General features: G+C 69.3%; 21 protein-coding genes and 1 tRNA gene. 4 read left to right on the top strand and 18 right to left on the bottom strand.

The window, feature by feature from the left end; genetic code table 11:
- Nucleotides 1-56 precede the first annotated feature (56 nt).
- The 6 genes from PFX90_RS12945 to PFX90_RS12920 all read right to left on the bottom strand — a co-directional run bounded on the left by PFX90_RS12945 (nucleotide 57) and on the right by PFX90_RS12920 (nucleotide 5,141).
- Nucleotides 57-722, bottom strand: a complete 666-nt coding sequence (locus tag PFX90_RS12945; RefSeq protein WP_285712941.1) for a YoaK family protein — start codon at nucleotides 720-722, stop codon at nucleotides 57-59.
- Entirely contained in the window at nucleotides 719-1,111 is a 393-nt protein-coding gene (locus tag PFX90_RS12940; RefSeq protein WP_285712940.1) for a DoxX family membrane protein, read from the bottom strand. The genes PFX90_RS12945 and PFX90_RS12940 overlap by 4 nt, the downstream gene beginning before the upstream one ends.
- Nucleotides 1,096-2,973 (bottom strand): amidohydrolase, encoded by a 1,878-nt coding sequence (locus tag PFX90_RS12935; RefSeq protein WP_285713591.1) that lies wholly within the window; start codon nucleotides 2,971-2,973, stop codon nucleotides 1,096-1,098. Before PFX90_RS12935 ends, PFX90_RS12940 begins: the two co-directional genes overlap by 16 nt.
- Before the next feature lie 68 nt (nucleotides 2,974-3,041).
- Nucleotides 3,042-3,308 carry a DUF1427 family protein gene (locus PFX90_RS12930; protein WP_285712939.1) on the bottom strand — a complete coding sequence of 89 codons (267 nt, stop codon included), beginning with the start codon at nucleotides 3,306-3,308 and terminating at the stop codon, nucleotides 3,042-3,044.
- Between the two features lie 129 nt (nucleotides 3,309-3,437).
- Nucleotides 3,438-4,094, bottom strand: coding sequence for a hydrolase (locus PFX90_RS12925; RefSeq protein WP_285712937.1), 657 nt, complete (start codon nucleotides 4,092-4,094; stop codon nucleotides 3,438-3,440).
- Between the two features lie 132 nt (nucleotides 4,095-4,226).
- Nucleotides 4,227-5,141 (bottom strand): AraC family transcriptional regulator, encoded by a 915-nt coding sequence (locus PFX90_RS12920; RefSeq protein WP_285712936.1) that lies wholly within the window; start codon nucleotides 5,139-5,141, stop codon nucleotides 4,227-4,229.
- Between the two features lie 337 nt (nucleotides 5,142-5,478).
- On the opposite strand from PFX90_RS12920, the gene PFX90_RS12915 reads away from it, so the two are divergent.
- Nucleotides 5,479-6,405 (top strand): helix-turn-helix transcriptional regulator, encoded by a 927-nt coding sequence (locus PFX90_RS12915; protein WP_285712935.1) that lies wholly within the window; start codon nucleotides 5,479-5,481, stop codon nucleotides 6,403-6,405.
- A 15-nt stretch (nucleotides 6,406-6,420) separates the two neighbouring features.
- Here the strand turns inward: PFX90_RS12915 and PFX90_RS12910 are convergent, their stop codons facing one another.
- The 7 genes from PFX90_RS12910 to PFX90_RS12880 all read right to left on the bottom strand — a co-directional run bounded on the left by PFX90_RS12910 (nucleotide 6,421) and on the right by PFX90_RS12880 (nucleotide 12,034).
- The gene (locus PFX90_RS12910; protein ID WP_285712934.1) at nucleotides 6,421-6,744 is read right to left on the bottom strand and encodes a GNAT family N-acetyltransferase; all 324 of its coding nucleotides are present in this window, start codon (nucleotides 6,742-6,744) and stop codon (nucleotides 6,421-6,423) included.
- 4 nt (nucleotides 6,745-6,748) lie between these two features.
- Nucleotides 6,749-7,627: a pirin family protein gene (locus PFX90_RS12905; protein ID WP_285712933.1), complete on the bottom strand. Its 879-nt coding sequence runs from the start codon at nucleotides 7,625-7,627 to the stop codon at nucleotides 6,749-6,751.
- Nucleotides 7,628-7,665: 38 nt separating this feature from the next.
- Nucleotides 7,666-8,913, bottom strand: a complete 1,248-nt coding sequence (locus PFX90_RS12900) for an alginate export family protein (RefSeq protein WP_285712932.1) — start codon at nucleotides 8,911-8,913, stop codon at nucleotides 7,666-7,668.
- Between the two features lie 74 nt (nucleotides 8,914-8,987).
- Nucleotides 8,988-9,473: a DNA starvation/stationary phase protection protein Dps gene (dps, locus tag PFX90_RS12895; protein ID WP_285712931.1), complete on the bottom strand. Its 486-nt coding sequence runs from the start codon at nucleotides 9,471-9,473 to the stop codon at nucleotides 8,988-8,990.
- A 23-nt stretch (nucleotides 9,474-9,496) separates the two neighbouring features.
- The gene (locus PFX90_RS12890; protein ID WP_285712929.1) at nucleotides 9,497-9,937 is read right to left on the bottom strand and encodes a helix-turn-helix transcriptional regulator; all 441 of its coding nucleotides are present in this window, start codon (nucleotides 9,935-9,937) and stop codon (nucleotides 9,497-9,499) included.
- 185 nt (nucleotides 9,938-10,122) lie between these two features.
- Nucleotides 10,123-11,625 (bottom strand): helicase HerA domain-containing protein, encoded by a 1,503-nt coding sequence (locus tag PFX90_RS12885; protein WP_285712928.1) that lies wholly within the window; start codon nucleotides 11,623-11,625, stop codon nucleotides 10,123-10,125.
- 61 nt (nucleotides 11,626-11,686) lie between these two features.
- Nucleotides 11,687-12,034: a hypothetical protein gene (locus PFX90_RS12880; RefSeq protein WP_285712927.1), complete on the bottom strand. Its 348-nt coding sequence runs from the start codon at nucleotides 12,032-12,034 to the stop codon at nucleotides 11,687-11,689.
- A gap of 127 nt (nucleotides 12,035-12,161) precedes the next feature.
- On the opposite strand from PFX90_RS12880, the gene PFX90_RS12875 reads away from it, so the two are divergent.
- Together PFX90_RS12875 and PFX90_RS12870 are read left to right on the top strand one after the other, a co-directional pair.
- The gene (locus PFX90_RS12875; RefSeq protein ID WP_285712926.1) at nucleotides 12,162-12,755 is read left to right on the top strand and encodes a TetR/AcrR family transcriptional regulator; all 594 of its coding nucleotides are present in this window, start codon (nucleotides 12,162-12,164) and stop codon (nucleotides 12,753-12,755) included.
- On the top strand, nucleotides 12,752-15,019 hold the full coding sequence (locus PFX90_RS12870; protein WP_285712925.1) for a molybdopterin-dependent oxidoreductase: 2,268 nt from the start codon (nucleotides 12,752-12,754) through the stop codon (nucleotides 15,017-15,019). The genes PFX90_RS12875 and PFX90_RS12870 overlap by 4 nt, the downstream gene beginning before the upstream one ends.
- Before the next feature lie 8 nt (nucleotides 15,020-15,027).
- Here PFX90_RS12870 and PFX90_RS12865 read toward each other — a convergent pair whose 3' ends face one another.
- From PFX90_RS12865 to yghU, 5 genes are all read right to left on the bottom strand, one after another.
- The gene (locus tag PFX90_RS12865) at nucleotides 15,028-15,651 is read right to left on the bottom strand and encodes a response regulator (RefSeq protein ID WP_285712924.1); all 624 of its coding nucleotides are present in this window, start codon (nucleotides 15,649-15,651) and stop codon (nucleotides 15,028-15,030) included.
- Entirely contained in the window at nucleotides 15,648-17,273 is a 1,626-nt protein-coding gene (locus PFX90_RS12860; protein WP_285712923.1) for a sensor histidine kinase, read from the bottom strand. Before PFX90_RS12860 ends, PFX90_RS12865 begins: the two co-directional genes overlap by 4 nt.
- Before the next feature lie 94 nt (nucleotides 17,274-17,367).
- Nucleotides 17,368-20,499, bottom strand: coding sequence for a CHAT domain-containing protein (locus tag PFX90_RS12855; RefSeq protein WP_285712922.1), 3,132 nt, complete (start codon nucleotides 20,497-20,499; stop codon nucleotides 17,368-17,370).
- Nucleotides 20,500-20,579: 80 nt separating this feature from the next.
- Nucleotides 20,580-20,654, bottom strand: a tRNA-Gln gene (locus tag PFX90_RS12850).
- A gap of 82 nt (nucleotides 20,655-20,736) precedes the next feature.
- Entirely contained in the window at nucleotides 20,737-21,612 is an 876-nt protein-coding gene (yghU, locus tag PFX90_RS12845) for a glutathione-dependent disulfide-bond oxidoreductase (protein WP_285712921.1), read from the bottom strand.
- A gap of 116 nt (nucleotides 21,613-21,728) precedes the next feature.
- On the opposite strand from yghU, the gene PFX90_RS12840 reads away from it, so the two are divergent.
- Nucleotides 21,729-22,745: a DNA topoisomerase IB gene (locus tag PFX90_RS12840; RefSeq protein ID WP_285712920.1), complete on the top strand. Its 1,017-nt coding sequence runs from the start codon at nucleotides 21,729-21,731 to the stop codon at nucleotides 22,743-22,745.
- The last annotated feature ends 15 nt before the right edge of the window (nucleotides 22,746-22,760 follow it).

Below are 22,760 nucleotides of genomic sequence, written 5' to 3'. Positions count from 1 at the left end.
GTCTGGCGCATTTGGCCGCAAGCGGCGTGCCGGATGCGCAAGTCCGGTGCCTAAGTCTATCCGCGCCATGACAACCGCGCCATGAGCAGGATGGCGGGGATGCCGACCGCGGCGAGCCCAAGCCACACCTGTGCGAGCGCACCGCAAGCGCAGCCGAGCGCGAATCCGGCGACCGCGCGCATCATCTTGGCCTCGGTGCCGGTTGCGGGGGCGGGCGGGGCGAGGTGGAGGACTTGCGCCGCGCGGATCGCGAGTGCGGCGACATTGCCGGTCATCAGCGCGAAGGGCGGGCCCATCGCCGGATTGAGCCGGTGCGCGGCGTTGAGCATGCCCATCGCCGCGATCAGCACCACCGCACTGGCGGTGTCCCAAGGGCCTGCCCCCAGCCATGCGCTCGCCCCGGCGACGGCGGCGGTGAGCAGGCTGGCGCTCCACAGGATGACCTTGAGACCGCGCTCGGCGGAGAGGCGGTAGGCGAGCGCGCCGGTCAGCATCGCGGCGGTGAAGAAGATCGGCAGGGCGGCGAGTTGCAGGATGTGCGGCCCCTTCTCGCCGATGGCGCCCCCGGTCGCCAGTGCCGCGCCGAGCAGCACGAAGTTGCCGGTGACATGGGCGACAAACAGCCCCGACATGTGGATGAAGGCGGCAGTGTCGACGAAGCCCGAGAGGAAGGCGAGCAGGCTCGCAAGGCCGGGGGCAGCGGCGGGCTGGCCGTCACTCATGCCGCGCGCGTCCGGGCGAGAAAGGCGGCAAGGCCGAGCCCGGCGATGAGGCCAATATGCTCGAAGAAGGTGGTCGCATCCCGTATCGCGAGGCCTGCGGGCTTGTTCCAGAAATCATGCGCGGCAAAGGTCGCCGCCAGTGTGAAGGCCGCAAGAATCGCCGCGCCGAGCCATACCGCGCGGCCCCTCGCGAGCAGCAGCGCCGACCCGCCGAGCTGCACCGCGATCACCGCTGCGGCGAACACCGGGGCAGGCTCGAGCCCGGTGAGCCCGCGCACCTCGCCGGTCGCTCCTGCAAAGTCTGCCGCCTTGGTGATTCCGCTCAGCAGAAAGGGCGAGGCCAGCGCGAGACGGGCGAGAAACAGCAGCACGCTCACACCGCCCAGCACGCGCAGCCGAGCGCGCCCCAGAAGCTCTTGAGATCGCCGACCGGAAGGCCCGCGCCCCAGCTCTTTGCATGATCGTGACCGTGCACGCCGCAGCTTGTGGCGCATCCGCATGACGAAGCCGCGACTCTCGAAAGCGATGCCGCATCGGGCGCCGTCTTGTTGTAGCCGCCGTAGATATTGACCGGCGACCAGTCGGGCATGGCGGGCGGGAGTGGTGGGGCGAGCCCCTCGAACCCTTCGGCGCCGTAGACGGGCTTGCCGTCGACGATGGTGAGCACCGAGGTGATCTGCCGGATCTCGTCCCCCGGCACGGCGAAATAGTCGCGGTTGAGCACGGCGAGGTCGGCGAGCATTCCGGCTTCGATCCGGCCCTTCCTGCCTTCCTCGTTCGAGAACCAGGTGGTGTTTTCGGTCCACATCCTGAGCGCGGTCTCGCGGTCGAGGAGGTTGCGCTGCGGGTAGAGTCCGGTGCCGCCCAGCGTCTTGCCGGTGACGAGCCAGCTGAGAGAGACCCACGGATCATAGGAGGCCACGCGGGTCGCATCCGTGCCGGCCGAGGTCTTCACGCCTGCCTCCAGCACCCGCTTGAACGGCGGCGTCGCCTCGGCCGCGCGGGCGCCGTAGCGTTCGACGAAATATTCGCCCTGATAGGCCATGCGGTGCTGGAATGCGATCCCGCCGCCGAGCGCCGCCACACGGTCGATGGAACGTTCGCTGATCGTCTCGGCGTGGTCGAAGAACCAGTGGATGCCGTCCAGCGGGATGTCGCGGTTGACTTTCTCAAAGACGTCTAGCGCGCGGGTGATCGTCTCGTCGTAAGTGGCGTGCAGCCGCCACGGCCAGCGGTTCTGCGCGAGGATGCGGATCACGCCTTCGAGGTCACCCTCCATGTTCGCGGGCATGTCGGGGCGCGGCATGCGGAAGTCCTCGAAGTCGGCCGCCGAGAAGACCAGCATTTCGCCCGCGCCGTTCAGGCGGAAATAGTCGTCGCCCTGATGGTATTTCGCGCTTCCCGTCCAGCGCAGGAAGTCCTCCTTCTCCTCGCCCGCCTTCTGGGTGAACAGGTTGTAGGCGATGCGGATCGTCAGCTGGCCCTCGTCGTGGAGCTGCTGGATCACGGCGTAATCGTCGGGATAGTTCTGGAAGCCGCCCCCTGCGTCGATCACGCTCGTCACCCCCAGCCGGTTGAGGTCGCGCATGAAATGGCGGGTGGAGTTGAGCTGGTATTCCAACGGCAGCTTGGGGCCCTTGGCGAGAGTCGAATAGAGGATGCCGGCATTGGGCGACGCGATCAGCAGGCCCGTGGGGTTGCCGTTCGCGTCGCGCTGGATCTCGCCGCCCGGCGGGTTGGGGGTGTCCCTGGTGTAGCCCACTGCCCGCAGCGCCGAGGCGTTCAGCAGCGCGCGGTCGTAGAGGTGGAGGATGAAGACCGGCGTATCGGGCGCGGCGGCGTTGATCTCGTCGAGGGTCGGCAGGCGCTTCTCCGCAAACTGGTGCTCGGAGAAACCGCCCACCACCCGCACCCATTGCGGCGCGGGCGTGCGGGCGACCTGCGCGCGCAGCATCGCCATCGCGTCCGACAGGCTTGTGAGCCCGTCCCAGCGCAGCTCCATGTTGAAGTTGAGCCCGCCGCGGATGATGTGGATGTGGTTGTCGGCAAGGCCGGGAATGACCCGCCGCCCGCCGCAGTCGATCACCCGCGTGTCGGGTCCGGCGAGCGCCATGGTTGCGGCCCGGTCACCCACCGCGGCAAAGCGGTTGCCGGTGATCGCGACCGCCTCGGGCGCGGGGTTGGCGCGGTCGAGTGTCGTGAACTTGCCGTTCACCAGAATGATGTCGGCGGTGGTCGGGGCAGCGTGCATCGGCGATCCCTTGAACAGCGGGGCGAGCCCGGCGAGCGCGATCCCCGCGCTGGCGGTGCGGCGGTCGATCATGCGTCCTGCCCGTCGCGCTTCAGCCCGGGGCGGGCGGGGAGCGGGCCGAGGATATGCTCGGCGCAATCGGCGCGGGTCTCGGCCACCACGTCCGGCTGGCCGTGCCACAACCGCTTGGCGAGCGGCACGATCTGCTCGCCCAGCAGGATGCCGAGCAGGCCGACCAGCGCGATCACCGGCGGCGCGGGCGAGCGGACATTGAGCAGGCTGTAGACGATCCCGACCAGCAGGCCGGCGCCGAGGGCGGCAAGATAGGGCTTCATGGCTCGCGGCTCCTTGCGCCAGAGGGGAGGGGCCGGCCGCCCACGGGGACTGGCGGCCGGCCCGGGGCGCGCGCCGCCTCCCGGGGTCGCGGGAGGCGGGACGCGGCGGGGAGAAACGGGCGGCCCGCCTCAGCCCTCGTGCGCGTCGGCGCCGAGGATCGACTTGGCGTAGATGATGCCGAGGCCGTAGGCCCCGCCATAGATCTTGGCCGTGCCGGTGACCGCGTCGTAGGTCGCGGCCCGCGCCCAGTCGCGCTGGAGCTCGAGCATGTATTGCAGCGAAGTGATCGGCCGCGCACCGGCCTGCACCATGCGCTGCATCGCGCGCTCGTGCGCCTCGTCGGAAACGTCGCCGCAGGCATCGGCGATGACATAGACCTCGTAGCCCTGATCCAGCGCCGAGAGCGCCGGGCCGACGATGCACACGCTGGTCCACAGCCCGGCGAGCACGATCCGCCCCTTGCCGCTCGCATTGACGGCGGCGATGACGTTTTCGTCCTCCCAGCAGTTCATCGTCGTGCGGTCGATGATCGGCGCGCCGGGAAACTCGCGCTTGATCTCGTCATAGATCGGGCCGGAGAAGGACTTCTCGGCGACGGTGGTGAGGATCGTCGCCACATCGAAGATGCGCGCGGCGTTGCTGACGAGGGCGGCGTTGTTCCTCAGCATGATCGCATCGATCGACTTGGTGGCAAAGCTCATCTGCGACTGGTGGTCGATCATGATCAGCAGGTGATCGGCAGGCGCGAGCAGCGAGGCGCCGGGGGTGGCGGAGGCGATAGGCATGGGAGGGTGTCCTTGCGGCTGGGTTGTCGTTGCCGCGATCCTATTCGGCCTGCCATGCTCGCGCGCCGCAGGACTTGCGGCGAGTGGACCGAAATTGCGGTCAAGCAAGTGCTGTTCGGGAAAGTGCGGGCGTCAGCCGCCTTTGTGCCGCCGCCGCCAATCCGAGGGCGTCATGCCCTGCGCCTGGGTGAACACCCGCGCCAGCGCCTGCGGGCTTTCATATCCCACCATCAAGGCGACATCGATGATCCGCATTTCGCTGCGCGCGAGCAGCTCGCAGGCGCGCTCGATCCGCAGTTTGCGCTGGTAACGGTAGGGCGGCATCCCGACAGACCGGGTGAAGGCGCGCGCGAAATGGAACGGCGAAAGCCGCGCCACCGCCGCCAGCTCGTCCAGCGACACGCGGCGGCCGAGATTGTCTGCGAGATATTCGGTGGTGCGCCGCACCTGCCACGGGGCAAGGCCGCCGCGGGGCAGGACCTTTCCCTGCGCCGCCGGGCCGAGCCGCGACAGCCGCCAGATCAGCACATGCCCAAGCGATTGCCACAAGAGCGGACCGGGTGCCTCGCCTGATCCGGCAAGGTCGAAGAACATCTGCGCCACCGCCGCGATGGCCGGGTCGGAGACGAAGGGAATCGTGGTCAGCGCGCCGCCCGCGCCGTCGGCGAGACGGTCCAGCGCCGCGGGGCTGAAATTGATGTGGAACCAGCCGCCCACCGGATCGCCTCCGGTCAGCCAGCGGCTGTGGGTGCCGGGCGCCATCAGACAGCCTTCCCCAACGCGGTAATCGCGGCGCACCGGCTGCCCGGGCAGGTCGATCTGCGGCCGCATGCCACTGCCGACCCGCACCAGCAGTACCGCGCAATCGAGCTCCGGCACGGTCGCCTCCAGCCGTTCGCTCTGGCCGATCCGGGCGGACTGGAGCACGGTGGCGATGCCGTCGGCGGCGCGAACATGATCGATATAGGGCCGCCTTCCGTCCCAGCTTACACAGTGGAGCGGGCTCGCGCGCAGTTCGGCGGGGGAGGATTGAAGCGGCATACCCATGCAAGGTGATCCTTCCGGCTGTGTGATCCCTTGCAACCGCTGCGAGCGCGCTTGCGACGCGGGACTATAGGTCAAGGCCGGAAGGGGAGAAACATTTTCGCCTTTGCCGTCACAAAGCGGTCATTTGCGGGTCATGTCCGACACGGTGACTGCGCCGGACTTGCGGTGGGCGGACCAACCTTGCGGTCAAGCGCGCGCATTTCGTCGCGCTTGCCTCGACCGGCCTTGCACGGGCGGCATTCCGCAATAATCTGCAATCCGTGACCGGGATCGTCACCCGCCGCAAATATGCCGGAAACGGGGTCTAACCCTTTGCGGCACCAACGGGTCAGTACCGATGACGACACCGCCATTCCTCTCATCCGGACAAAACGGCAGGACGCGGGGCGAACGCTTTGCGGCGAGCTATCAGGCGGGCGAGCATGGCCGCTTCGTGCGCGATGCTGCCGCGATCGGCTCTTTCGGGGCCAATGCCCTGCTGATCGACCAGCCCGCGGGCCATTACGAGACCGGCGGGAGCGATGATCTGGTGATGTGCTCGCTGATCGGAAACCCGGTCGCCGCGGCGATCGATTTCGGCGCGGGGCGGTTCCATTTCCAGAGCGGCGAGACGCCCTTCTTCCTCAGCCCGCCGCAATCGCCCTCGGTCTTCGCGGTCGAGAACCACCATGTCGCGCGGCTGCTGGCGGTGCCGATGCACGAGGTGCGCGAACTGCTGGGGCGCCACGGGTTTCGCGCCGATGACGAGCTCGAGCCGTTGTTTGCCGGCGGCTTCGAGGACCCCTTCCTCGCCAGCCTCATGCCGCAGCTCGGCCAGACGCTGGCCTTCGAGGGGCGCACGGGGCTGCTGCTGCAGGATTCGGTGCTGGTGACGATCATCCTCGCGCTCCAGCGTGTCGGCGGATCGGCGCGCACCGCGCGGCTGCGGCTGGTGGGCGGGCTGAGCCCGGCGATGATGCGCAAGGCGACCGCCTTCCTGATGGACGGGATCGCCGAGCCCAAGGGGCTGAAGGCGCTCGCCGAGCATTGCGGGATGTCGGAATTCCACCTGCACCGCGCCTTCACCCGCTCGCTGGGCTGCTCGCCGCACCGCTGGCAGTTCCTGCGCCGGATGGAGATGGCGTGCGAACTGCTGCGCCAGCCGAAACTGAGCGTGATCGAAGTCGCGCTCGCGGTCGGCTACGAGAGCGCGCAGGGCTTTTCGCGGGTGTTCCGGCGGCATTACGGCTGCACGCCGATGGAGTATCGCAGCGCCATGCAATAGGCGCGCCGGAGCGCTTCAGGCGCCTTCGGGTTCCCACTCGGGCGGGACAGTGAAGGCGTCGGCCCATTCGGGATGCTTGCGATACTGCGCGCGGACATAGGGGCAGATTGGGATGACCCGGAAGCCCCGCGCCCGCGCGTCGGCGACCAGATATTCGACCAGCGCAAAGGCCGCGCCCGTGCCCTTGAGGCTGTCCGGCGCAATGGTGTGATCGGCGCTGATCACGCCCTCCTCACGGTGGGTGAAGGCAATGTAGGCCTCGCCCTCGCGGCCTGCGACAGTGGCGATGTAGCGGCCCTTGCGGCCTCTATCGTCCAAGCGGATGGTGACTTCGGACATCGCGTCAGACCCCCTTGAATTCGGGCAGCGGGGTGAATTCGACGCTGTCCCCGTCCGGCAGCTTCATGCGGCCCGCCTTCCAGTCCTCGGCGGCCTGCGCGATGCGCTCCTTGCGCGAGGAGACGAAGTTCCAGAACATGAAGCGCTCCCCCACCGGCTCGCCGCCGAGCACCATGACGGTTGCCTCGGACTGCGCGACCACGGGGACATCGGCACCGGGGACGAGCACCGCCATCATCCCGGCGGAGAGGGCTTCACCGCCGACTTGGGCCGTGCCCGCAGCGACATAGACCGCGCGTTCGGTGTAGCTGGCAGGCAGCACCCGCCGCGCGCCCGGCTGCATCTGCCAATGGGCGTAGAACTGCGGCGAGTGGACCGGGGTCCCTGCGCGCATCCCCTCGAGCTCGCCCGCGATCAGGCGGCCGCTAAGGCCCGGCTCGTCCCACGCGGGAAGCTCCGCCCCGGCGTGGTGCGAGAAGGCTGGGTCGACCTCCTCGGCCTCCGCAGGCAGCGCCACCCAGGCCTGGATGCCGTGCATGTGCGCGCCGTGCGCGCGGGCATATTCGAAGCGCTCGGAATGGGTGATGCCGCTCCCGGCGATCATCCAGTTGACCTCGCCCGGGCGGATCTCCTGATGGTAGCCGAGGCTGTCGCGGTGGGTCAGCGCGCCGTCGAACAGGTAGGTGACGGTCGCAAGGCCGATATGTGGATGGGGGCGCACGTCGAGGCTCTGCGGGATGCCCGGCGCAAGGTCTACGGGTCCGATATGGTCGAAGAAGATATAGGGCCCGACCATCCGCCGCGCGTGGAAGGGCAGCACCCGCCCGACCTCGAACCCGCCGCCGAGGTCGTGCGCGCGTTTGGTGATGATGCGTTCGATCATGGCGGGAGGCTCCTTATCTGAGGGGGCAAGATAGGCGGTCAGAAGGTGAATTGCAGCGTCGCTTCGACAAAATCGGACGGATCGGCGGGGCCGGTCGCGCGGATGAAGCCCTGCGGCTGCGAGCGGGTGGCGACGAGGCTGAGGAGCAGCCCCTTGCGCGGGGTCCACTCGATCACGCCCGAGAGCGCCGCGTCGACAAAGCGTCGGTTCGATCCGCCGGGCGCGCGGATCAACCCGCCTTGCGGGCTGTAGACCCCGTCCGTGCGCTCGAGCCGCCAGAACAGGTTGAGGTCGAGGCCCACGGTCAGGTCCGGGTTTGGTCGCAGCTTCACATAGGGGTGGAGATTGAAAAAGTTCGCCGGGCCGAGAACCGCGTTTTCCGAGAAGTAGCTGGCATTGGGATAGAGCGCGTTGAAGGTGCCAAGCCTCCCGTCGCCGCGCGTGCCGTCGCCCGAGGCGATATTGGCCGAGAGCATCACTTCGGGCTGCCATGCGGCGGCTTGCCAGCGGTAGCCGGTCTTGGTCGCGAGCGTCCAGGCGGCGATCTTTCCGCCCGCGAAGCGACCGGTCTGGTAGACCGCCTCCCAGTCCCAGAACCATCCCGCCGCTTCGCCGTGGGCGCGCAAGCCGAACGAGTGGCGGCGTTCGTCGCCCGTGCCCTCGATGGTATGGCGGTCGTCCTGCTTGGCGAGCAGCCAGTAGGCCTCGAGGTTGCCGAGGGGTGCGGGGAAGCTCGCCTGCACACCGGCAAGATCGCGGCCCTCATTGCGGCCGTCGTTGAACACGCCCTCGGGCCGCACCGCGACCAGCCGAAGCGCGAAGGCATCGAGCGTCACTGTGCCCAGCACCGCATGGCCGCGCACGCCGTCCCACGTACGGCGAACCGTCGTCCCGTCGCGCACCGCGATCAGCCGCTGCGAGCCGAGGCGGATTTCCTGCCGACCGAGCCGCAGGAAGGCGCGCTCGGGGCCAAGTTCGATAAAGGCCTCCTGCAGGTCGAGCACATTGCGTTCGACGGGGCTCTCTTCGCTTTCGCCCTCGATCAGCGCGCTGACCATCGCAGCCCGCACACGCACCGAGGGCGCGATCAGGGCATCGGCGGCCAGCGCTATGCGCTGCGTCCAGAACAGCCCCGCATCCGGGTCCGCGCTGTCGAAGGCGAGCGCCGATTGCCACGTCACCCGTTCGCGCACTTCGCCCGAAAGCCTGATGGCAGGCGGCAGCGCGAGGCTTGAGGGTGCTGAAGCAGGCGCCGGCGGCTGTGCCGCCGGCGCCTGCTTCAGCACGCTCGGCTCATCTCCGGCGAGGGCGGGGGGCGCCGCCGCTGCCGCATAGAGCCCCGCCGCCAGCGCCGCCGCGCTCAGGCGGCGGGGTCGAGATGGGCTTCGACGAACCACAGCTGCTTGTCGGTCTCGCGGCTGATGCCGGTGAAGAGGTCGGCGGTGTCCTGATCGCCCGCTTCCGCCGCCGCGTCGATGCCGCCGCGCACCAGCTTGCCGAATTCGCCGAGCGAACCCGCGACCGCCTTCAGATGCGCCTCGCCCCCGCGCGCTTCGAGCGGATATTCGTAAAGGTGGCTGGTCGTCGCCACGGTCTGCACCCGCCCGTCGGCGATGCCGCCCAGCGCGGCGATGCGCTCGGCGATGGTGTCGACGAACTCCTCGACGATGGTGTGGACGCTGTCGAACAACTCGTGGAGCTGCATGAAGTCCTTGCCGCGCACGTTCCAGTGCGCCTGCTTCATCTGCGCCTCGAGATCGATCGCATCGACGAGGCGCGCCTGCAGCAGGTCGATCACCGGCTTGGTGACGGCGCGGGGCAGATCGAGGCGGGAGGTGTAGGTCATCGGGGTCTCCTTGGAAGCGGGGGTCAGAGCTGCGCGGGGCGGCGGTGGACGCGCACGAAGGCGCCCGGGGTCACGCCGAAATGGCGCTTGAACATCGCATTGAGGTGGCTCTGCGAGGAAAAGCCCGCGGCATAGGCGACCGCGGCGATGCTTTCGTCACTGCGGGCAAGGAGCTGGCGGGCATGCTCGACGCGCCGCGCGAGGACATATTGCAGCGGGCTCGATCCGGTGGCGCGCTTGAAGCAGCGCAGGAAGTGAAAGCGCGAGAGCCCGACCTGCGCGGCGAGATCGTCGATCCTGACGACGTGCTCGATATTGCGGTCGATGTAGCGGTCGATCGCAGCGATGTGGTGCGGCTGGAGCCGTGCGCCGCGCGGGCGCGGGGCAGGGGCGGGCACGGCCCTGAAGGCCCGCGGGGGAGCGGGCGGGGTGTGGAACGCGGCGGGACTGACTGGCGCGTGCATCGAATTCTCCTCGTCGGACCCTCCCGTCGGGGATGTGCGCCGCAAGGTTCCGGACAGGGCACCGACGGCAGTCAGGGTCTAACCCGCGCGAGGGGCCTCGTGCTGTGCAGGAATTGCTGCATGAGAGCCTTGCTTGCCACGAAGCGGTGGGCTCCGCGGTGTAGGCGGGCGGGCTTGCGGGAAAATCAGGCGGCGGCGGGCAGCAGCGGGACCGTGATCGAGCGCTCGCCGCCGAAATCCTCGCGCACCACGATCCGGCCCTGCCGCTCGAGATGGTCGAGCAGCCGCCGCACGCGGCTCGGCGAGGCGCTGCCGTAGAGGCGGCCGAGTTCGTCCTCTTGCGGCATGGCCGCGCCGGTGTGGGCGGCGATCAGGATGGCGAGATAGGGGGCGAGGCAATCGTCATCGACCCCCTCGGCGGCCTGCGCGATCGCCGCCTGTGCGTCGTCGGCAAGCTGGTCGAGCCCGCTGACGGCATGGGCGAAGATGCGGCGGAAACGGGCGATGTCGATGTGGGCGCTGGCGATTCCGGCCTGTCGGCAGCGGATCGCGAAATCGCGAAACAGCGTCGCGGCGGGGCGATAGGTCGCGTCTTCGGCGAGCGCGATCTGCCGCACGATGTCCTCGGGCGTGGTGCCGCTCTCGTTGGCAGGCGGGGGCGCGGGCCGGGGCGTGGGGGCAGGCGCGGGAGCTTCGCTGAGCGGCGCGAGCGGTTCGGGCGCGCGGGTGACTTTGGGCAGGGCGCGCGGGCGGGCGAGGGCTTGTTCAATGTCGGCGCGCGGGCTCGCGGGCGGGGGCGCGCGGCGCACCGGCTGGGGCGCGGCGGCTGCCTCGGTCAGGCGATCGGTGAGCAGCGCCTCCATCGCGTCCCCGGCGGCTTCGGGGAGCGGGATCAGCCCCTGACCGCCCCCGCGCCCGGCTGTCTGCACCGCGCCGACATGGACCGCGACCGGCCGCCTGCTGATCGCCGGGCCGAGGCCGAGGAACTGGCCGCGCTGCAAATCGCGGATTCGCTCGGCCTGCCGCCGGTCCATGCCGAGCAGGTCGGCGGCGCGTTGCATGTCGATGTCGAGGAAGGTCCGCCCCATCAGGAAGTTCGAGGCTTCGGCCGCGACGTTCTTGGCGAGCTTGGCGAGGCGCTGGGTGGCGACGATCCCGGCCAGGCCGCGCTTGCGCCCGCGGCACATCAGGTTGGTCATCGCCGCGAGCGTAAGCCGGCGGGTCTCGTCGTTCATCTCGCCCGCGGCGGCAGGGGCGAACATCTGCGCCTCGTCGACCACCACGAGCGCGGGATACCAATGCTCGCGCGGGGCATCGAAGAGGGCGGTGAGGAACAGCGCGGCGCAGCGGATTTGCGCCTCGACCTCGAGCTCGTCCAGCGCCAGCACCACCGAGGCGCGGTGCTGGCGAACGCGCGCGGCCAGTTCCTCGATTTCGCGCGGGGAATAGGCCCCGGCATCGATCACCACATGGCCGAAGGCATCGGCGAGGGTAACGAAATCGCCCTCGGGATCGATGATGATCTGCTGCACCTGCCCCGCGCATTCCTCGAGCAACCGGCGCAGCAAGTGCGACTTGCCCGAGCCCGAATTGCCCTGCACCAGCAGGCGCGTGGCGAGGAGTTCGGCCAGGTCGATGCCGATCGCCTCTCCCTGAGGCCCGCGTCCGATGTCGATGGTGGCTGTCACGCCCAAGGGATTAGGCAGGCGGCGCGCCGCGCGCAAAGGCGGGGGGCGAGTTTTCCAGCGTTTAGCGCGCGGCGGCGCGCTCCGGCCCCAGCATGAGTGCTGCTACATCGCCGCGGGTCAGCAGCGACTGGACCAGCAGATAGACCGACATGAACATCATCCCCCCGAGCACCGCGACGAGGCCAAGGGCAAGGCCTGCGGGACGGAAGTGGTGGCGCCACGCGGTCCAGATTCCCGCCAGCAGCAGAAAGCACATGAAGTCGAGGTTGAACTGCCCCGGCCACGCCATTTTCGCCATGTCGCCGAAGAAGATCGGCACGAGGTTCCAGCCATGATTGGCGATGGTGACCGAGGTGTAGCCGATGATCGTCACCATGCAGGCGAAAAGGAACATGCGGAACAGGGTCATGGCGCATTCTCTCCCACAGTCTTGTTTTCGATGGGTGTAGCGAATGCTACGCAATCCGCAAGCGACCGTTTGACATGATAGATGTAATGTGAAATTCGGGACGCTAAGCGCGAAGGGAGAGACTCGCATGAATCGCTCCGAACGGAAGGCCGCGACGCGGGCGGCGATTCTCGATCTGGCGGCAGCGCGGTTGCGCACGGAAGGGTTGGCGGGCAATGGCGTCCAGCGGCTGATGCGCGATCTCGGGCTCACCCACGGCGGCTTCTATGCCCATTTCCAGAGCAAGGAGGCGCTCGAGGTGGCCGCGCTCGAGGCTGCGGTGGCCGAGCGCACAAAGCGCCTCGGCGCGCAGCCGCAGGGCCTCCCTCGCCCCGAGCGGCGCAAGCTGCGCGCCCGCTCCTACCTTTCGCGCACCCACCGCGACCATCCCGAGACCGGCTGCCCGCTCGCCGCGCTGCTGAGCGAGGCGCCGCGCGCCGCGCCGGCGGTGCGCGAGAGCTTTCAGGCGATGCTCGCCGCGGTCGTCACCGACAGCGACAATCCGCAAGACGCCGCGTCCCCGTCCGAGGAACTGGCGCTGCTGGCGCTTGCGGCAGGCGGTCTCGCGCTCGCCCGCGCGGTGCCCGATTCCGGCTTGTCCGACGCCATCCTCGCCGCCTGCCGCGATGCCGCGGGCGTGCTCGCCGATGCCTACGCCCGAAGGGAAGGAGACCCGCAATGAGTGACTGGAAACCCACCGCCTGCCTGATCTGCTCCCTCAATTGCGGGATCGAGGTCCAGACCGAGGGCGGCCACATCACCCGCGTGCGGGCCGACAAGAACCACCCCGTCAGCCAGGGCTACCTGTGCGAGAAGGCGCAGCGGATGGACGCCTACCAGCAGGGCCGCGACCGCCTCTCTTCGCCAATGCGCCGCCGGGCCGACGGCTCTTACGAGGCGATCGACTGGGACACCGCGATCAGCGAAATCGCGGGCAAGCTTGCGGCGGTGCGCGATCAGCATGGGGGCGAGAGCATCTTCTATTACGGCGGCGGGGCGCAGGGGAACCATCTCCCGGGCGTCTATTCGCAGAGCACGCTGGCGGCATTGGGCGTGCGCTACCGTTCCAACGCGCTGGCGCAGGAGAAGACGGGCGAAGCCTGGGTGCAGGCGCGCATGTTCGGCTGCGGCATCCACCACGATTTCGAGCATGCCGAGGTGGGCTTGCTGATCGGCAAGAACCCGTGGCAATCGCACGGCTTCCCGCGCGCAAGGCTGGTCCTGCGCGAGATCGCCGCCGATCCGAACCGCGCGCTGATCGTGATCGACCCGCGCAAGAGCGAGACCGCGGCGATGGCCGATTTCCATCTGGCGATCCGCCCGGGGACCGACGCGTGGTGCCTCGGCGCGCTCGCCGCGATCCTCGTTCAGGACGGCCTCGCCAACCGCGACTGGATGGCAGACCACGTCGCCAATGCCGAGCCGGTGCTCGAGGCCCTCGCGCGCATCCCGGTGAGCCAGTTCGCCGAGGTCTGCGGCGTGGACGAGGCGCTGCTGCGCGCTGCCGCCCGGCGGATGGCGGGGGCCGAGACCATGGCCTCGATGGAGGACCTGGGCATGCAGATGGGCGTCCACTCGACGCTCGGCTCCTACCTCCACCGCCTGATCATCGGCCTCACCGGCGCCTTCGGGCGGAAGGGGACGAGCTATGCCTTCATCCCCTTCCGCCCGCTGGGCGCTGGCGGGGGCGGGGCGAGCAGCAAGACCTCGGGAGAGCGCAATTTCCGCCGCTCGCCCGTCACCGGCTTCCCGGTCGTCATGGGCCTCATCCCCTGCAACGCGATCACCGAGGAAATCCTCACCGATCACCCGCACCGCTTCCGCGCGATGATTGTCGAGAGCGCCAACCCGGTCCACTCGCTGGCGGATTCGGCGCGGATGCGCGAGGCCCTGCGCGCGCTCGATGTCAGCGTGGTGATCGACGTCGCCATGACCGAGACCGCGCGCGCGGCCGATTACGTGCTCCCCGCCAGCAGCCAGTTCGAGAAGGCCGAAGCGAGCTTCTTCAACTTCGAGCCCGAGGCCAACGCCTTCCAGCTGCGCCATCCGCTGTTCCCCCCGCGCGAGGGCACCCTCGAGGAGGGCGAGATCCACGCCCGCCTGTGCGAGGCATTGGGCGTGTTCGGCGAGGCCGAGGTGGCGCCCTTGCGCGCCGCGGCGGAGAAGGGTCTCGATCACCTCGCGATGGCATTCATGCAGACCATCGGCGCCAACCCCGCGCTGATGCCGGTCGCCTCGGTGCTGCTCTACCGCGCATTGCGCAAAGTGCTGCCCGAGGGGATGAGCAATGCAGCAGGCGTTTGGGGCGTGGCGCAGCTGTTCGTGCAAGCCTTCCCCGAGGAAGCGGCGCGCGCCGGGCACACCGGGCCACTCGCGGGCAACCGCCTGTTCGAGGCGATTCTCGGCTCGCCCTCGGGCACGGTCTTCGCGCGGCAGGATGCCGAGGACAGCTGGAAGCGGCTGCGCAGTCCGGGGCAGCAGATCAACCTCCACATCCCCGAGATGATCGACGCGCTGCTCGCGCTCGATCCGGCAGGCCCGCCGCGCGATGCCGAATACCCCTTCATCCTCTCGGCCGGCGAGCGGCGAACCGAGACCAGCAACACCTCGATCCGCAACCCCGACTGGCTGCGGAAAGGCGAGCTCGAGAGCACCTTGCGCATCCACCCCGAGGATGCCGCAGCGCTGGGCCTCGCCGATGGCGCGCCGGTCGAGGTCGTCTCGCGCCGCGCCCGCGCGAGGACGGTGGTGGAGTGCCACGAGGGGAGCCGCCGCGGCCATGTCTCGCTGCCGAACGGGCTGGGGCTGGACGTTGTGGGCGAGGATGGCACGGTCAAGCGCCACGGGGTCGCGCTCAATGAACTCACCGATTACCGCTGGCGCGATTCCGTGGTGGGGACGCCGTGGCACAAATATGTGCCCGTGCGGCTCGAGCCGGTGGGCTGAGGCGCGGCCTAGCTGGTCTCTTCGTGGTAGAGGATCGCCAGCTCGGTCCGGCTCTTCACGTCGAGTTTCTCGAAGATGGTGTGGAGGTAGACCTTGATCGAGCCTTCGCTCATCGACAGTTCCTCGCCGATCTGGCGGTTGCGCAGGCCCCGGGCGACCCGCTCGACGATTTCCCGCTCGCGCCGGGCGAGCGCGTCGATCCGGCGCGCGGGACTATCGCCCGAGGTCAGCTCGGCGATCCGCGAGGTGAGCCGCGGGTCGATGGTCTTCTCGCCCTTGCTGGCGGCGCGGATGCAATCGATGAGGAAGTCCTCGGCGTCCTCCTTGAGGACGATTCCGCAGGCGCCGTGATGGATCGCGGCGAGGAGCTGGCGGTCGTCGATATGCGCCGTCAGGATTACCACCGGGCGCTGGTCCCCGCGCTCGCGCAGCGCGGCGAGGGTTGCGACCCCGTCGCGCCCGGGCATCGCCACATCGAGCACCACCACGTCGGGATCCTCCCCGGCGATGGCGGCGAGCGCAGCGTCGCCATCCCCGACCGAGGCCACCACCGCCATGCCGGCGGTCCGCAACACCGCCTCGAGCCCGGCCCGCAGAAAGGGATGGTCGTCGGCGACAAGGACATTGATCATGGTTCGCTCCGGTCGGGCAGGCTGATCGTGAGATGCGCGCCCGCAGCCGAGGCGCATACCGCAAGTCGCCCGCCATTGGCACGTGCTCTTTCCTCGAGCGTGCGGGGATGGGGCGGGGGGGTGCCGGTGAAGCCGGTCCCGTCGTCGCGGATGTCGAGCTCGATCCCCGCAGGCTTGCGCGACACGGCGATCGTGAAGCGCCCAGCCTTGCCGTGCCGCACCCCGTTCGCCACCGCCTCGCGCGCGATCTGCTGGATCTCGTAGGCGAGCGCCACCGGCACCGTCAGGGCCTGCGGCGTGGTCGTCACCTCGACCGCGGCCCCCCAGTTGCGGGTCAGCTCGCCGGCGACCCGCTGCATCTGCTCGGCGAGCCGCACCGTCGCGGGCTCCAGATCGGTGCGGCGCAGGCGTTCGATCATCTCGCGCAGGTTTCGGTGCTCGCTGCTGAGGCTCGCCTTCATCTCGTCGAACTGGGCGTCGGCATCGGCGCCCGCGCGCACCTGCGCGCGCAGCGCCTCGATCCGGAAGCGCACCCCGGCGAGGGTCTGGGCGACGCTGTCATGAAGGTCGCGCGCGAGGGTGGAGCGCAGCTGCGCCACCGCCGCCTCGCGCGAGATATGCGACAGCAGCAAGCGGTCGAGCGCGGCCGCGATCTCCTGCGCGATGGCGGGCGCCATGGCGAGGTCGTCGATGCTGAGCCCCGGATTGCAGCCGAGGATCAGCAAGCCCCGGCCCGAGGAGCTGCGGAGCGGGATCACCAGCCCCTCGGCAACCGCGAAGTGGTCGGCGAGCGGCAGGGCGAGGGCTTCGCGCCGTGCGGTCACCCGGCCATCGGTGCTTGCCACCAGCATCCGCGCGCGCGGACGGTCGAACAGGGCGAAGGGGATGCCCGCGGGTTCCGGCAGCGCCTCGGGCGCAAGGTGCCGGATCTCCCGCTCGCCGTCGGCCACCTTGCACAGCAGGACGTGCGGATCCTCGTTGCTCCACCACCCCAGATGGAGGCACGGCGAGCCGGTCGCTGTCATCGCATAGGCGGCGATTTCGGCGACGGGCAGCGCGCCGGTGTCATCGCTCGCAAAGTCGAGGCGGGCCACCGCGCGCACCCGGCGCTGGAGCCCGAACCACACGAGGATCAGCGACAGCAGGATCATGTAGGTGCCGCGCCGGCCGAAGCGGTAGAGCTCGACATCGAAGCCGGCCCAGTCGAGCCAAACCCCGGCGGCCAGATAGCTCGCGCTCAGCACGGTCGCGGCGATCGCCATCCCGGGCCACCCCCAGCGCACGGTGGCGGCAAGAATGATGAAGATAAAGGACGACAGGAACGGGCTGGTGAAGTCGGTCGACGTGCTCTCGGTGAGGTAGATGGCGATCAGGAAGATCGCGCCATCGAGCACCAGCGCCGGGATCCGCAGCGTGACATCGAGCCACCAGCTGTTCCAGATCATTGCCAGCAGCGCGAGCGAGAGCACGGCATAGGCGCCGAGGAAGAGAAAACCCTCGGCAGCGTTGCGCACCGGCTGGTCGGGATCGGCGTAGAGAACGAGCAGGAACACCAGCGCAAGCGCAAGCCTGCACAGGGCAATGGCGCGGCCCGAATGGTAATCGAGAATGCGCTTCAGCATGCGCCTGCTATTCGTCCCGTTGGCCGGTGTTCCGGCGTGCGCCCTTTTGTGTCGATTGCGCTTCAAGCACAAAGCACAAGGGTTTTGAAGTGCGCTAGCTGCCGTCGGCTGCCACCAGCACGAAGGGGCTCCAGGCTGCGGGGTGGGCCCAGTATTCCTTCCATCCCGGCAGCGCCGATCCGTCGGCGCGCTGGCCCGTGCGCACCGCGATCATCGCCTGGCGCAGGGCCTCGGCCTTGGGCAGGTCGGTGCGCGACAGGCGCAGCGTCTCCACCGTCAGCACCGCAGTCACCTCGTCCGAGACCCGCCAGTGGCTCACCAGCATCGCCTTGGCTCCGGCATGGAGGAAGGCGCGGGCGAGGCCGGAGAGGCTTTGCGAACCGGGCGTGCCGTCCGAGGCAGCGGTGTTGCAGGCCGACAGGATCAGCCACTCGGCGGCGAGAGAAAGCCGGGCCGCCTCGCTTGCAGTGAGGAGGCCGTCGTCCAATGCGCTGGCGGTGGCGGGCGGGGTGAAGACCAGCCCCGGCTCGCCCCCGCGCCCGACTTCCTTGGGCAGCAGGCCGTGGGTGGCAAAGGCGATGATCTGCGCGCTGGCGAGGCGGTCGTCCTGCTTGAGCGCGGCCTCGGTCGCATCGGACCCGAGCCTCAGGCCGCCGATCGGTGCATCGAGCGCGGCGGCCATGCTCTTCAACTCGATCTCCGTGCCCGGCAGCGGGGAGAGCTTGCGCAGCGCCTCGGGCGAGGCAGTGGCGACCGGCTGCAAGGCGGCGCGCGTCAGGCGGCGGCCGCCCTGCTCGACCGAGCGCGCCGCCCCCGCGCTGCCTTCGAGCGCGGGCGCGCCATAGCCGAGAAAGCCGTTGCGGGGGGCGGCGGCTTCCGCCTGCGGTCGCACGATCCGCAGCGCCGAGACCGCGGGCAGGGTGATGAAGGCGTAGCGGTCGCCCAGCCATGCCGATTGCTTGAGGGTCTCCGCATCGCCCGCATCGGCCTTGTCCTTCGCCGGATCGAAATCGGTGACCAGCACGGGCAGCGGCAGGCCGCCGAGCGGCCCCGCGACCGTGACGAAAACACGCTTGGCCTTGCCCAGCGCCGGCTCGATCGGCTGGACAATCGTGGTGTAGAGCCTGTGCGCCGCCGCGCGGTCGAAGCGCGGGAAAAAGGCGTCGATCCCCTCGAGCGCGCCGGTCTGGTCGGAGGTCACGTCGAGGTCCGCGTCGGAGAGGCACGTGGCCTCGTCCATCCGGCAGCGCAGCCGCGCGACCAGCCGGGTGACCGGCTCGGTGGCCTTGTCGAGGACCACAACCTCCTCGCGGTCGGGGGCCACCGCAAAGACATAGGTGTCGGCCCCGTTGGGGACGATCAGGACCAGTGCCTCGTCGGCGGCGAGCCGCGCCTTGACGTCCGCCAGCGACAGCGCGGCGGGCGAGACGAGCTCCTCGAATTCGGGGAAGGACCGCTTCAACTGCGCATCCGTCTCCGCCAGCTCCCGCGTCACCTGCGCCAGCGCGCTGCGCTTTTCCGCGAGACCAGCCGCTTCGCTCGCGAGGATGCTGGCCGTGACCGCAAGGTTGAGCGCGCGGGCGCGGTCGGCGAGCTGCTGCTTGCGGGTGATGAGTGCGCCCAGTGGCCCGTCGCCCGCCATCGCGCGCGCGGCGGCCTGGGCCATGGCCTGGCCTGCGGTCGATTGCTCGAGATCCTGCGCGGCGATGAACATCTCGCTGCGCAGGGCAGCGGCATCGGCGGGGCCGCCCGCCTTAACGCCTGCCGCGGTCGCCTCCATCAGCGCGCCATAGGCCATCGACAGGGGATCATGCGTCGTCGCATCGCCGGCCAGCGCGCGGGTGAGCGCCGCCGAGGCGCCGTCGGGCGCGCTGTCCGCATAGCCGCCCGCGGCCCGCGCATCGCGGTGCCGGCGGGCGATCGCCGCCGCCTCGCGCGCCAGCGCCAGCGCTTCGGCCCGGTCACCCCCTGCCGCCACGATCGCGCGCGAGAGCGTGGTCAGCAGGATCACCAGATCGGCGTGGTCGGGGTCGAGCTTGCGCTGGATCGGCACTCCGAAGCGCAGCAGCGGCAAGGCCTCCTCGGCCCGCCCCTGACCCAGCAGCGCAGCGGCGAGATTATACTTGTACTTGGCGTAAGTGAGGCTGTCCGAAGTGTCCGTGCCGCTGAAGAAGCCCTCGAAGATTTCCAGCGCCTTGCGGGCATTTGTCTCAGCCAGCGCAAAACGGCCCTGGAAGTTCTGGCGGAAGGCCATGTTGTTGTAGGTCTGCGCGACGATGTGCGTGGGCCGCGTGAAATAGCGGGTGCGCATCCGGTTTGCCGCTTCGAACTGGAGATCGGACTGGCTGATCTTGCCCTGCGCGCCCAGATGATCGGCCTGCCGTTCGAGCAGGTTGGCATAGCGCAAGCCCGCCACGAGGCTTTCCATTGTCCCGTTCTTGGTCTCGTCCGCGCCGGTCGCGCGCCACACGGCCTCGGCACGCGGGAGGGTGGTGGCGAGCAGCGCGAGCGCTTCGGCATGGCGGCCCGTCTGGCCGAGATCCCAGCTCAGGGCCTCGACGGTCCGGAACGCGTCGTCCGAATCCGGCCCCTTATGCTCCACCTGCATGGCGAGCAGCGCGCGGTAGGCATCGATCGCGTCGCCCAGATGCTGGGCATCGTCGAGGTAGCTGGCGAGGGCCCGTTGCAGGCCGATCCTGACCTCGGGATCCTTGCTGGCGGCAACCACGCGGCGCAGGTGCGCCTCGCCCTCGGCCGGGCGGCCTTCGCGGCGCAGCAGATCGGCCACATCGACCGCAAGGATCGCCGCCGCGTAGCTCTTCGGCCCCTCGCGCGATGCAGCGAGAGCGGCGCGGCGCTCGATGATGCCGCGCTCGCCCGCGAAATCGCCGAGCAGCGCATGGGCGCTTTGCAGCACCGGCAGGGCTTGGTCCTGATCCTCCGGGGCGGCGTCCTGCGAGTTCAGCACCAGCGCATCGACCACCGGCAGCAGCGTCGCGACGCGGGCGGTGTCGCCTCGGCTGATCGCGGCCTCGAGCCTTTCGACGAGCGGGCGATAGGAGGTCGAAGCCCCGCCCTTGCCGAGCTTGCCGTCTTCGGCACGCGCGGACGTCTTCTTGGCAACCTTGTCCGAAGCGCCCGATGCGGCGAGCGCAGGGATGGGCTGCAAGACAGCGAAGCACGCCGCCAGAACGGCAGCCGGACAGCAGAATATCGATGCGGCCATGCGCCACTCCCCCCACAGCGGTTCTTGGCCGGAGGACGGCGGATTGGCAAGGGCGCGGAAGCCGCCGTGGTTAGGAGATCTGGCTGGGGCGGAAGGATTCGAACCTTCGCATGGCGGTACCAAAAACCGCTGCCTTACCGCTTGGCTACGCCCCAGCAAGAGCGGCGCTCTATAGCGGCTCGATTGGCAATGTGAAGGGGGCGAAAGCGCGTAATTCGCCCCCTTCGTGTCACAGGCTTAGGCCGGAGCGCCGGTCACCAGCCGCTTGCCTTCGAAATCCGCGGCCGAGTGGCGCTCGCGCAGCTGGGTGTCCTCGTCGCCCCACACCTTGTTGACGATCCGCCCGCGCTGGACCGCCGGGCGCGCCTTGATCTCGGCCACCCAGCGCGCGACGTTGGTGTATTCGTCGATGCTGAGGAAGGTCTTGGCATCGTTGTAGATATTGCCTTCGACGAAGGGCGCGAGCCACGGGAAGTTGGCGATGTCGGCGAGGGTGTATTCGTCGCCCGCGAGGAAGCGGCTCTCGGCCAGCCGCCTGTCGGCGACGTCGAAGATGCGCTTGGTCTCCATCGCGTAGCGGTTGATCGGATATTCGTACTTCTCGGGCGCATAGGCGTAGAAGTGGCCGAAGCCGCCGCCGATGAAGGGCCCGCTCGCGACCTGCCAGAACACCCAGCTCAGCACCTCGGCGCGGCTCGAGGGGTCGGAGGGGAGGAACATCCCGAACTTCTCGGCCAGGTGGACGAGGATCGCGCCGCTCTCGAAGACGCGGAAGGGCTTTGCCGGATCGCTCTTGTCGAGCAGGGCGGGGATCTTCGAGTTGGGGTTCACGCCTACGAAGCCGCTGGTGAACTGCTCGCCTGCGCCGATGTTGATCGTCCAGGCATCATACTCGGCGCCCGTGTGCCCGGCTTCGAGCAATTCCTCGAGTATGATCGTCGCCTTCACCCCGTTGGGCGTGGCGAGCGAATAGAGCTGGAAGGGATTGTCGCCCTCGGGCAGCGCCTTGTCTTCGCGCGGCCCCGCGGTCGGGCGGTTGATGCTGGCGAAGCGCCCGCCCGAAACGGTGTCGGCGCTCCAGACGGCGGGCGGGGTATAGGTGGCGTCTGCCATGGGAAGTCTCCTGTTGGCGCGGCACTGATGCGCGCCGTCACGGCCCCCTAGCTGGCGCGCGGAGGGGCGGGGTGCAAGATGGAACATTCGCGGCCTCGCGCGGCTTTCTCTTGCCGATGGAAAACCTTGTCTATGTTGACGACAGCCTGCCCGGGATCACGCGGCGGCGGGCGGGGAAGGGCTGGGCCTATTACGACCCGAGCGGCGCGCTGATCCGCTCTGCCCGCGAAAAGCAGCGGCTCAACGCCATCGCGCTCCCGCCGGCTTACACCGACGCGTGGTTCTGTCCGGCGCCCAATGGCCACATCCTCGCCACCGGCTATGACGATGCGGGGAGGAAGCAATACCGCTACCACCCGGATTTCCGCAGCGCGCAGGAGAGCGCCAAGTATGACGCCTGCGCCGCCTTCGGCAAACGCCTGCCGCTGGTCCGGAAGCGCGTGGAAGAAGACATTACGGGCGGCGTCACCCGCGAGGCGGCGCTGGCGGCGGTGGTGCGGCTACTCGACCTCTCGGCGATCCGTATCGGCAATGCGCATTACGCCCGCACCAACGACAGCTATGGCGCCACCACGCTGCGGTCCGACCACGCCGAGGTGGGGCGACGCAAGCTCGCGCTGCACTTCGTGGGCAAGGGGGGCAAGGAACACGATCTCGAGGTCGAGGATGCCGACCTCGCCAGGGCCGTGCGGCGGATGGAGAGCCTTGGGGAAGAGGAGGGCGACCACCTGTTCCGCTACGAGGACGACGCGGGCGACATCCGCCCCGTCACCGCCGCCGACGTCAACGGCTACCTGCGCGAGACGATGGGCGAGGATTTCACCGCCAAGCACTTCCGCACCTTCCACGCGAGCAGTCTTGCCTTCGAACGGCTGGCGACCGGCAAGGGGCGGGTGAAGCTCGGCGAGATGCTCGATCACGTCGCCGAGCACCTCGGCAACACCCCGGCGATCGCGCGCAAGTCCTATATCCATCCCGCGCTGATCGCGCGCATCGAGGGGCAGGAGGAATGGCGCGCCGGCCTCACGCTCCCGCGCCAGACCCGCTGGCTCAGCCGGGCCGAGCGGGGCCTCATTGCCTTTCTGGAAGAATGCGGTAGCGCGCAGGGCTATCTGGGAGGCGAGCAAAGCTAGGCAGCGCGGGCCCCG

Source organism: Erythrobacter oryzae (assembly GCF_030271515.1).
GTDB lineage: Bacteria > Pseudomonadota > Alphaproteobacteria > Sphingomonadales > Sphingomonadaceae > Erythrobacter > Erythrobacter oryzae.
Note: the sequence above shows the minus strand (reverse complement) of the source record. Positions and strands in the feature narration are given on the sequence as shown.